The sequence below is a fragment of the Bifidobacterium sp. LH_743 genome (assembly GCF_056355775.1).
In genome coordinates this window covers 36,147-47,603 of the sequence record NZ_JBKESZ010000011.1, presented here as the reverse complement: position 1 = coordinate 47,603, position 11,457 = coordinate 36,147, and the positions used below count along the sequence as shown (strand labels likewise).

The 11,457-nt window shown below is 63.0% G+C and carries 6 protein-coding genes; 3 read left to right on the top strand and 3 right to left on the bottom strand.

The genetic code is table 11. The features are described from left to right. Positions 1 to 82: 82 nt before the first annotated feature. A complete protein-coding gene (locus AC1ATL_RS09945; RefSeq protein ID WP_476570095.1) occupies positions 83 to 532 on the bottom strand; it encodes a nucleoside deaminase in 450 nt (149 codons plus the stop codon). Positions 533 to 691: 159 nt separating this feature from the next. On the opposite strand from AC1ATL_RS09945, the gene AC1ATL_RS09940 reads away from it, so the two are divergent. Together AC1ATL_RS09940 and AC1ATL_RS09935 are read left to right on the top strand one after the other, a co-directional pair. Next, the gene (locus AC1ATL_RS09940; protein WP_476570094.1) at positions 692 to 2,776 is read left to right on the top strand and encodes a cation:proton antiporter; all 2,085 of its coding nucleotides are present in this window, start codon (positions 692 to 694) and stop codon (positions 2,774 to 2,776) included. A 307-nt stretch (positions 2,777 to 3,083) separates the two neighbouring features. After that, on the top strand, positions 3,084 to 3,875 hold the full coding sequence (locus AC1ATL_RS09935) for an alpha/beta hydrolase (protein ID WP_476570092.1): 792 nt from the start codon (positions 3,084 to 3,086) through the stop codon (positions 3,873 to 3,875). 24 nt (positions 3,876 to 3,899) lie between these two features. On the opposite strand, the gene dcd is transcribed toward AC1ATL_RS09935, so the two are convergent. Further along, entirely contained in the window at positions 3,900 to 4,481 is a 582-nt protein-coding gene (dcd, locus tag AC1ATL_RS09930) for a dCTP deaminase (protein ID WP_432624597.1), read from the bottom strand. 113 nt (positions 4,482 to 4,594) lie between these two features. After that, complete coding sequence (locus AC1ATL_RS09925; protein ID WP_476570091.1) at positions 4,595 to 7,684, bottom strand: cation-translocating P-type ATPase; 3,090 nt, start codon at positions 7,682 to 7,684, stop codon at positions 4,595 to 4,597. Positions 7,685 to 8,028: 344 nt separating this feature from the next. On the opposite strand from AC1ATL_RS09925, the gene lacZ reads away from it, so the two are divergent. Next, complete coding sequence (gene lacZ / locus AC1ATL_RS09920; RefSeq protein WP_476570090.1) at positions 8,029 to 11,226, top strand: beta-galactosidase, LacZ type; 3,198 nt, start codon at positions 8,029 to 8,031, stop codon at positions 11,224 to 11,226. Positions 11,227 to 11,457: the final 231 nt, after the last annotated feature.

The following is an 11,457-nucleotide window of genomic DNA, read 5'->3' as shown; positions in this document are numbered from 1 at the left end:
ATATTTTTACCGACAGCATAGATGGTACGGCAATCGTTATTTGTTGACGTCGCCCAGCGTGTTTCTTTCTTTCGGAAAGTAATTATCGGCGATTTTCGAAGAAACGGGTCATCAATCGTCCGCATTCCTCCTCGCGCACACCGCCGACGACTTCCGGCACATGGCCGACGTGCGGGTCGCGCGGAATGTCCCACACCGAACCGCATGCGCCCAATTTGGCGTCCCACGCGCCGAAAACGATGCGTCCGACGTGCGTCTGCAGGCAGGCGCCGGCGCACATGGGGCATGGCTCCAACGTGACGACCAGCGTGCAATCGGCGAGATTCCAGGAGCCAAGCCGTGCGGCGGCCGCGCGCATGGCCTGCACTTCGGCGTGGGCGAGCGGATCGGCATGGGTCTCACGCAGGTTGCGGCCGCGGCCGACCACCTGTCCATCCGCATCAAGCACGACGGCGCCGACCGGCACCTCGCCATCCGCTGCGGCTTCGCGGGCCAGCGCAATCGCCAGTTCCATTTCATCATCCCATCGCATACGCCACTCCCCTCACATACGCCGCTCTCGTCACATACGCCACTCTCACCGCATACGCCACAGTGTAGCGGTCAGCGTAATGGCGGCCCTTGCGAAACACGCTCATAACCGCCTCTTGATAGGCTGAAAAAGGTTGAAAACACGCGCGAAGGAGGCACGTTGGCGGTATTCGAGTTGATTCTATGCATCATCGCCGCCGTAGTGCTGTCCTCGTTCCTAAGTCGTTTCATACCCAAAGTGTCCACGCCGCTCGTGCAGATCGCATTGGGCGCACTGGCCTCGCAGCTGCCGTTCTTCCCAAGCGTGACGCTCGATCCGGAACTGTTCATGGTGCTGTTCATCGCGCCATTGCTGTATCTGGAGGCGCATGAGATCGACAAGACCGAGCTGCTGAAATCCGTCAAACTGTCATTGTCTTTGGCGATCGGTCTGGCGATTGCGACCATGGCGGCGGTCGGCTTCGCGCTGCATGCCGTCTGGCCGGCGGTTCCGCTTGCCGCGGCACTCGCGCTCGGCGCGGCACTTGGTCCGACCGACGCGGTCGCGGTGTCGTCGCTTGGCAAGGAGGCCGCGCTGACCGAACGTCAGACAAGCGTGCTGAAGGGCGAATCACTGTTCAACGACGCTTCCGGCATCGTCGGCTTCCAATTCGCCATAGCGGCGGCGGTCAGCGGCGTGTTCGAAGTGGGAGAATCGGCCACGCAATTCGTGCTGTCGTTCTTCGGCGGCGCGATCTTCGGCCTCGTAGTGGGCACCGTGGCCGACCTGCTGTTCGAAACGCTCCGCTCCCTCGGTTGGGAGACGACCACCAGCCGTATCCTCATGGAGCTGTTCCTGCCGTTCATCCTGTATCTGGGCGCGGAGGCGGTCCACGTCTCCGGCATTCTGTCGGTCGTGGCCGCGGGCCTCATCATCCGTTTCGACCGCACCGGTATCGGACCGAACGTGGCGCGCACAAACATCGTCTCGTCGAGCGTATGGGGCGTGCTGTCGTTCTCGCTCAACGGCGCGGTGTTCATCCTGCTCGGCATGCTGCTGCCGAACGCAATGTCCGCAAGCTGGGACGATCCGCACATCAGCAACGGACTGCTGATGGTCGCGATCCTCACCGTCTCCGCCGTAGTCATCGTCATGCGGTTCCTGTGGATCTCACTGATGCTGCGGCTCGCGAGGGACACCACCACCGGCAAGCGGCGCAGGATGACGGCGAAGCGTTGGCGGTCCGCCGCGGTCATGACGTTCGGCGGCCCGAAGGGCACCATCACTCTGTCGTTGATGTTCACGATCCCATACACGCTGGCGGCCGGCGCGGACTTCCCGATGCGCGACGAACTGATCTTCATAGCCGCCGGCGTGATTGTGGTGACGCTGCTGCTGGCGAATTTCCTGCTGCCGCTGCTCGCGCCGAACCGCAACAAGGACACGTCGACGGAAATGATGGAAATCACTATCGAAGTGCTTCGGCGGACCGTGGAGGAACTGTCGGGACGCGTCACGTCGGACAACCGCCGTGCGGTGCTCATGGTCATCGATTCGTACACGAAGCGCATCACACGGCTGAAGCAGCGCACCGGTGAAATCGATCCGCAGGGATACATGCAGCTGCAGATTGACGCGCTCAATTGGGAGAAGGAATACGTCAAGAACCGTCTGGCGGGCGTGCGCGCGGCGATCAAGGCGAATCCGACCGAGAACCGCGCCACGAACGATCTGGAGGCCGAGGCCTGCGAGCGCCTGCTCGACCAGATCATGAGCTCGCTGCGCCACATCGAGACCGCGCATAATTCCGGCCGCATGATTTGGCGCGTCAAAGGCCGGTACAAGGCGCTGCAGCGGCGCATGGGCACGTTGGTGAAGCGTGTGAACAGCCGTATCAGGCGCACGACGCCTCTGTTTAGCGACGATGAGTTGTTCGCGCATACGCGGGCGGTCCAGGTGGACGCGATCGAGCATGTGATCGACCGGCTGTATGAGGAGATGGGACGCAGCACGTACAACACCGAGCACTGCTCCGGGCTGCTGCTGGACTACCGGCGCAGCGAGTCCGCGTTGCGGGCGCGGCCGAATATGGGCATCAGCGCCGAAGCACAGGAGCAGGCCGAGGAGGTCAAGCGTGAAAGCTACGGCATCGAGCTGGGCGTGATCCAGGACATGTACGAGGCGGGCGACATCACGCGCGCGCAAAGCAAGCAGCTGCGACGCAACGTGTATGTGATGAGCGTGGACGCCGACGCGCAGATCTGACGTTTTCGATTTCCGGAGTTTGGATCGCACCCAGCCGAAATCACACCTGACCAAAGCTATTGTCGGATTTTCAGGAAGTTTTCAGAAAACACCAGACATGTGCCCAGCATCGGGTGTTTATATATGAATTGTCAGCACAACGAGCCGACCAGGAACACAACAGTTCCCGACAATTGAACCCTTTCTTCTTCTCTCTCCTTTCTCTCCCCCGGTGGCCAATCCCACCGGGGTCTTCTTTTTTCCGGACAATCTTTCCATGCACGGGGCAGTCCTTCCACGCAATCGACGCACGCTATATTGGGAAGGTATGAGCGACGCAATCGAAAACGAAATTCCGCAAAACGCAGGCAATGACACGGATGGCAATGGGACGGAGCTGGTCGGACGCGAATCGGACGTGGTGCCGGGACGTTTCGGCGAACCGTTGCAGGTGACGCGCGTCCAGTATTCTCGCGGCGGAGGCAACGCGGCGCCGAATCGCCCGCTGTTCCTGTGCCTGCACGGCTGGGGGTCGAACGAGGCCGATCTGGCCGATATGATGCGGTACATCGCGCCATACAACGATTACGCGTCGCTGCGCGCGCCGTTGACCTTGCAGGCGGCCGGCACGTTCGCTCCGGGCGCGTATTCCTGGTTCCATGATTGCGTGCCGACCGGCGAGGACCTCGACCGTGACGCGTTCGCAGCGGCCACGGCGATCGACACTTGGGTGTCGCAGAACGTTCCCGAAAACCGTGCCGTCGTGCCAATCGGCTTTTCCCAGGGCGGTTTGCTGGCAATCCACCTGCTGCGCGTGCATCCGGAACGCTACCGTGCGTCGATTTCGCTGTCCGGTTTCCTCGCGCCGGGAATCGTCCGCGGCACTGCTCCGGCCGATGACCGCATCGCGCCGCTCGCCATTCCCACGTTCTTCGGCTACGGCAACAGCGATACGGTGATCGCCAAGCCGGAGCTTTTCGCCATGAGCGCCTGGTTGGACGAGCACACGTTCCTCACCGCGAAAAGCTACCGCGGACTCGACCATTCCGTCAGCCTCGACGAGTTCAGCGACCTGCGCGGATGGCTCGCCGCGCATGACATCGCGCCGGGGATTCTGTGAATCCCGCGCGGAGCGGCAATCGAATCAGTCGGTGACGTCGGCCTTGTAGAAGTTCACGTAGGAGCGGCTCGGGGTCGGTCCGCGCTGGCCCTGATAGTGCGAGCCGGTGCCGGCGGAGCCGTACGGATGCTCGGCGGGCGAGCTCAGCTGGAAGAAGCACATCTGGCCGATCTTCATGCCCGGCCACAGCTTCACCGGCAACGTCGATACGTTGGACAGCTCCAACGTGATGTGCCCTTCGAAGCCCGGGTCGATGAAGCCGGCGGTGGAATGGGTGAGGATGCCGAGGCGGCCGAGCGAGCTTTTGCCCTCGAGCCGCGCGGCGATCGTCGCGTCGAGCTTCACGTATTCCCACGTGGAGCCGAGCGCGAACTCGCCCGGGTGCAGGATCCAAGGTTCGTCCGACTTGACTTCGAACTGCTCGGTCAGCTCGCCCTGATTTTCGGCGGGATCCACGTACGTATACGCATGGTTGTTGAACAGGCGGAAGAAACGGTCCAATCGCACGTCGATCGACGCCGGCTGCACCATTTCCGGGGTCCACGGATCGAGTGAGATGTGACCGTCGGCCTGTGCGGCGAGAATGTCGCGATCGGACAGCAGCATCGAAATTCCTCCAAACATCGCCAAAAACAATCGTCATGACGGCGGGCGCGCGACAGTCCGACGCACGCCCGCCAACCGCTGTCCAGTCTAACGCGGCGACGCTATAAGCGGCTTCACCGCCGCCGCATCGCGCGAAGCACGCATTTGCGCAGCTCGGACGCGACGAGCACGATCATCGCCAGGCCGAGGCATTCGATCCACGCGCCCGCGGACAGGGGCACGGTGCCGAACGCGGTGTTGAGGAACGGCACGTAGATCACCGCCACCTGCAGCAGCGCGGACAGCGCGATCGCGCCCCACAGCCACTTGTTGGCGAACAGTCCCACGAACACCGACTGGTCGTGCGAACGCGAGCACAACGCGTTGAGCATCTGCGCGAACACGAGGATGGTGAAGCCCATGGTGCGCGCCTCCGTCATCTGCGCGTCATGTCCGATGGCGTCCACGGAACGGTCGGTGAACAGACCTCCGGCGAGGTGCATGTCCATGCCGATCAGCGTGACTGCCGCCATGATGATGCCGATGAAGATGATGTCGCCCCACATCTGTCCGTCGATCACGCGATCGGTGAGCCGGCGCGGCTTGCGCGACATCACGTCGTCGGTGGACGGGTCGACGCCCATCGCCAGGGCCGGGGCCGCGTCGGTGAGCAGGTTAATCCACAGCAGCTGCGTGGCGAGCAGCGGCACGGTCACGCCCTGGCTGCCCGGCTGGGTGATGCCGAGGAAGCCGGCGAGCATCACGCCGCCGAACACGGTGAAGACCTCGCCGACGTTGGAGCTGAGCAGGTACCGCAGGAATTTGCGGATGTTGTCGAAGATGCCACGTCCTTCGCGCACCGCCTCCACGATGGTGCTGAAGTTGTCGTCCGCGAGGATCATCTTGGCGCTCTGCTTGGTCACTTCGGTGCCGGTGATGCCCATGGCCACGCCGATGTCCGCGGTTTTGACGGCGGGGGCGTCGTTCACGCCATCGCCCGTCATGGCCACGATATTGCCCTGCCTTTGCAGCGATTCGACGATGCGCAGCTTGTGTTCCGGCGCGACGCGCGCGTATACGGAGATTCTGCCGGTCGCCTTGTCGAGCGCGGCGTCGTCCGACAGTTCGTCAAGTTGGCTGCCGGTAAGCACTTTGTCGGACAGGTCGACGCTTTTCCCGTTGCCATCGGCGGCATCGGCAGTCGCGTCGATGATGCCCAGGTCGCTGGCGATGCGCGCAGCAGTCAGCGGATGGTCGCCGGTGATCATGACGGTGCGGATGCCGGCGCGGTGGGCTTCGGCGACGGCGTCACGCACTTCGGTGCGCGGCGGATCGATGATGCCGACCATGCCAACCCAGATCAGGTCGTTTTCCAACACATCGCTCTGTTCCGCGATGTCGACCACGTGACCGGCGGCGTTGAGCGCCACTCCCGGCACGTCGGCGAGGGACGCGGTGCCGAGCGGGCGGTACGCCTGGCCAAGCGTGCGGTACGCTTCGGAGGACAGCCGTTCGACGGTGGCCAGAATCTGCTGCCGATCACCCTGCGTCATCGGCCGCACGGCGCCGTTTACGGCGATTCTGCCGCAATAGCCGAGCAGCACGTCCGGCGCGCCTTTAGCGAAGACGGTGAGCCGGCCCGCGTCGGCATTGTCCCGTGCGACGACGGACATGCGCTTGCGATCGGAGGTGAACGGAATCTCGCCGACGCGCGTGTAGTTGGCGAATTTGCGATCGGCCTTCACCTTGCGCGCGGCGACGATAAGCGACACTTCGGTCGGGTCGCCCACAGCCTCCCATACCGGATTGGCGGCGGAAGCGGAATCCGCACCGTTCTGCGCGGCTTCGACGGCGGTTTCACGAAGCTCGCCATCGTTCGCAATCGCGCCCACGGCCAGTGTGGCGACGGCCTCGGCCTGAGCGGCTTCGGTGGTTCCCGTGATGTCCGTGGCAGGCGCGGCGCCAATCGCAATCATCCTGCCTTCCGGCGCATAGCCGGTGCCGGTCAACTGCACTTCGCCGCTCGGCGTAACCACGCGTTCCACCGTCATCTCGTTGCGGGTGAGCGTGCCGGTCTTGTCGGAGCAAATCACCGACGCGGAGCCAAGCGTCTCCACGGAATGCAGTTTCTTGACGATCGCGTGATGCTCAGCCATGCGGCGCACGCCGAGCGCGAGCACCACCGTCAGAATCGCGGCAAGACCTTCCGGCACGGCCGCAACGGCCAACGAAACGGCCAGAAGCAGCGAATCGATCACGTCGTGGATGTCGTTGAAACCTTCGGTCAGCGCAAGCGCCACCAGCACCACGACCGCGATAATGCACACCGCGATGCCGAGGATCTTGGAGACGTAGTTCATCTCCTTCTGCAGCGGGCTGTCATCGTCATCCGTGGCCTGCAGCAGATCCGCGATCTTGCCGACCTGCGTGCGCATGCCGGTACTGGTCACGATGGCGCGGCCGGTGCCCTGCGTCACGGACGTGCCGTTGAACACCATGTTGGACCGGTCGCCCAAGGCCTTGGCCTCGGCGAGCGTATCGACGTTCTTGCCGACCGGCACGCTTTCGCCGGTGAGGCTCGCCTCGGCCACGCGCAGGCTTGCGGCGGCAAGCAAACGGCCGTCGGCGGGCACGGAATCGCCTTCGCCGAGCACGATCACGTCTCCCGGCACCACGTCCACGGTGTTGATGCGCGTGACGGCGCCGTCGCGCAGCACGTTGGTCTGCGGCGCGGTCATTTGGGAGAGTGCTTCGACGGCTTCCTCCGCTTTCGATTCCTGGATGTAGCCGAGCACCGCGTTGACGATGAGGATAAGCACGATGACGATGGCGTCGAACGGCAGTGCTTCACCGCCTTCCGCGCCCGGCACGGCATTGGCCCGCTCAACGAACCATGCGATGAGCGAGATGCCGGTGGCGGCGAGCAGCAGATAGACGAGGGGATCTTTGAACTGTGCCAAGAATTTCTTCCATTTCGGCACCGGTGGGGCGGACGCGAGTTCGTTCGGACCGTATTGTCCGAGCCTGCGTTGCGCCTCCGTCTGACTCAGGCCGGTGTTCGGATCGACGCCGAGGGATGCGGCCACCGCCTGCGCGCCGGCGAGCGACGGATCGAGTTGGGGCGGTTGCGGGCCGTGTTGCTTCCTCACGTCATCGCCGACAGCGGAATTTTCGTCGGAACCGGCATGGGACTGGATGGATTGATCTTCCTTGCGATCAACCATGGTGATCTCCTTGGGAGCGCCGCGGAGTAGTCAGCTCTCCCCCACCCACGTATGCTGGCGAATCGCGGAAATCCGTGCATCGCGATCATTTCGGCGGGCAGGGCAACGCTGCGCGGTTGCGGGCACCGGGCGGACGCCGTCGGTGCATTCCTGTCATTATCGCACATCCATAGCATGTGGAAAACGGACATGAAAGGAACCGATGTACGGCGTGCGGCATCATGAAGTGTGATACATTATCGTTTGTTGGTAAATTTTATTACCACAATCCACAGCCGCACGGCATCATGCGGCGCAACCGCAACGACGCAGTAGACAACGCAGCAACGCAAGGGGATTCAAATATGGCAGATGCAATCGAAAACGCGATACTCCACGCAACCGCGGCGAGCGCGGACTGGCTCACCGATCCGACGGTGTTCGCAGTGAATCGGAAGCCGGCGCATTCCAACCACCGTTACGTCATCGGTGAAACGGCAGAGCCGAAACAAAGCCTTGACGGCGAATGGAAGGTGCGCATCGAACAGGCGCGTGACGTGGATGTGGCGGACGCGCCGTTCGCGGCCGTCGATTTCGAGGATGGCGATTTCGGCTCAATCGAAGTGCCGAGCCACCTGCAGATGGCCGGATACCTCAACAACAAGTACGTCAACGTCCAGTATCCATGGGACGGCCATGAGGATCCGCAGGCGCCGGACATCCCCGAAAACAACCATGTGGCGATCTACCGCCGTCGGTTCTCGTTGGATGCGCCGCTCGCGCGCACACTGAAGGACAGGGGTACGGTGAGCCTGACGTTCCATGGTGCGGCCACCGCGATCTACGTGTGGATCGACGGCACATTCGTGGGCTACGGCGAGGACGGGTTCACGCCGAGCGAATTCGATGTGACGGAGGCTCTGCAAGGAACGACCGACGGCGAGGCCGCCGCCGAAGCCACATCGACCGAGCACACGCTCACCGTCGCCTGCTACGAATATTCGAGCGCCTCATGGCTGGAGGACCAGGATTTCTGGCGGCTGCACGGCCTGTTCCGTTCCGTGGAACTCGCCGCCCAACCGCGCACGCACGTCGAGACCATGCAGGTCGAAGCCGACTATGACACGACCGGCATAGCCGACACCGCCGAACTTGACGCGACGCTCGCACTGCGCAACCCCGCCGACGCGGCGACCATCGAAAGCACGCTGCGCGACGGCCATGGAAACGTCGTGTGGGAATCGACGCAGGCCTGCAACGGCGAGGTCACGCTTGATTCCGGCAAATTGTCCAACATCGCGCCGTGGAGCGCCGAATCGCCGACGTTGTATACGCTGACCGTGCGCGTCGTCGGACATGACGGCGCAACCATCGAAACCGTGACGCAACGCGTCGGCTTCCGTACGTTCCGCATCGAAAACGGCATCATGACGCTCAACGGCAAGCGCATCGTGTTCAAGGGCGTGGACCGCCACGAATTCGACGCGAAGCGCGGCCGCGCGATCACCCGCGAGGACATGCTCTCCGACGTGGTCTTCTGCAAGCGGCATAACATCAACGCCATCCGCACCTCCCACTATCCGAACCAGGAATACTGGTACGACCTGTGCGACGAATACGGCCTGTATCTGATCGACGAAACCAACATGGAGACGCACGGCACCTGGGTGGCCAACAACGTCGAACGCCCCGAGGACGGCATCCCCGGCAGCCGTCCCGAATGGGAGGGCGCGTGCGTGGACCGCATCAACAGCATGATGCGCCGCGACTACAACCATCCGAGCGTGCTGATCTGGTCGCTCGGCAACGAGTCGAGCGCTGGTGAGGTGTTCCGCGCGATGTACCGCCACGCGCATGCGATCGACCCGAACCGTCCGGTGCATTACGAAGGATCCGTGCACATGCGCGAATTCGAGGACGTGACGGATATCGAAAGCCGCATGTACGCGCATGCCGACGAAATCGAACGCTACCTGCAGGACGGCAGCCCGGTGCATACGGACGGCCCGAGAAAGCCGTACATCTCCTGCGAATACATGCACGCGATGGGCAATTCGTGCGGCAACATGGACGAATATACGGCACTGGAACGCTATCCGATGTACCAGGGCGGCTTCATCTGGGATTTCATCGACCAAGCAATCGAAGCCAAACTGCCTGACGGCACGACGCGCATGTGCTACGGCGGCGATTTCGGCGACCGTCCAAGCGACTACGAATTCTCCGGCGACGGCCTGCTGTTCTCCGACCGCACCCCCTCGCCGAAGGCGCAGGAAGTCAAGCAGCTGTATGCAAACGTGAAAATCGCGGTTACGCAGGACAGCGTGCGCGTCACGAACGACAACCTGTTCGTGTCGACGGGCGCGTACGTGTTCGTCTTGCGCGTGCTTGCCGACGGCAAGCCGGCGTGGAGCGCCACGCGCCGCTTCGACGTGCCGGCCGGCGAAAGCGTCCTGTTCGACGTCGATTGGCCGATCGACGATTATCGCGACAATGCCGAGGAGCTGGTTTTGGAGGTCTCACAGCAATTGGGCGAGGCGTGCGATTGGGGTCCGGCCGGCTATGAGCTGGCGTTCGGCCAGTGCGTGGTGGCAGTCGCGAAGGGCGTTGATGCGGCTGGTACGGCCGATAAAGCGGCCGGCACGGACAACGCGACTGCCGAAGCGACCACGGCACACACGACCGGCACGGCTTCGTCCGACGACGCCATCACCTTCGGACGCTGGAACGTGGGTGTGCGCGGGCAGGGCCGCGAAGCACTCTTCTCCCGCGCACAGGGAGGCATGGTCTCGTACACGCTTGGCGAACGCGAATTCGTGCTACGTCGTCCTTCGATCACCACGTTCCGTCCGTTGACGGACAACGATCGTGGCGCCGGGCACGCTTTCGAACGCGCCGCTTGGGCTGTCGCGGGTAAGTACGCCCGTTGCGTCGGCTGCGAGATCGCGCCCCGTGGAGAGGACGCCGTGGAAGCCACATATACATACGAATTGGCGATTCCACAGCGCACGAAGGTAACGGTACGCTACATCGCCGATACGGACGGCCATGTCTCGCTCGACGTCGAGTATCCGGGCGAGAAGAACGGCGATTTGCCTACGATTCCGGCGTTCGGCATCGAATGGGCACTGCCCGCGGAATATTCGAATCTGCGATTCTACGGTGTCGGCCCGGAGGAAACGTACGCCGACCGCAAGCACGCGAAGTTGGGCGTGTGGAGCACCGATGCGTACCGCGACCATGCACCGTACCTGCTGCCACAGGAGACCGGCAACCATGAGGAAGTGCGTTGGGCGGAGATCACGGACGATTCGGGTCATGGCCTGCGCGTGAAACGCACTGTGAAACCTTTCACGATGAGCTTGCTGCCTTGTTCGAGCGCGATGCTGGAGGAGGCGCTGCATCAGGACGAACTGCCGAAGCCGAGGCACATGTTCCTGCGCCTACTGGCCGCGCAGATGGGCGTCGGCGGCGACGATTCGTGGATGTCGCCGGTGCACGCGCAGTACCAGCTGCCCGCTGACCAGCCGCTCAGCCTCAACGTCCAGCTCGAGCTGTTCTGATTCCGAGGCGGGCCGCTTTCACGTCCAAACCGGTTCCGTGGGCTAACTCCGACGGGCCAGCCCACGGAACCGGCCCGTCAATTCGTGCGGAATGCCTTGCGCGCGAGCCGCATTTCGCATGCACCCTACGCAGCTTTGCACGTAAACTGCGCCCCGCACGAGCCGCATACCCCCTACTCATCCCAAATGTGTCACGATTCGATTTTTTGGGCCAAATTTCGAATCGTGACA

Excerpts from the sequence above, each read along its gene's own strand:
- lacZ (WP_476570090.1), top strand. The coding sequence starts at position 8,029 with ATGGCAGATGCAATCGAAAACGCGATACTCCACGCAACCGCGGCGAGC.
- AC1ATL_RS09935 (WP_476570092.1), top strand. The coding sequence starts at position 3,084 with ATGAGCGACGCAATCGAAAACGAAATTCCGCAAAACGCAGGCAATGAC.
- AC1ATL_RS09945 (WP_476570095.1), bottom strand. The coding sequence starts at position 532 with ATGCGATGGGATGATGAAATGGAACTGGCGATTGCGCTGGCCCGCGAA.
- AC1ATL_RS09925 (WP_476570091.1), bottom strand. The coding sequence starts at position 7,684 with ATGGTTGATCGCAAGGAAGATCAATCCATCCAGTCCCATGCCGGTTCC.
- dcd (WP_432624597.1), bottom strand. The coding sequence starts at position 4,481 with ATGCTGCTGTCCGATCGCGACATTCTCGCCGCACAGGCCGACGGTCAC.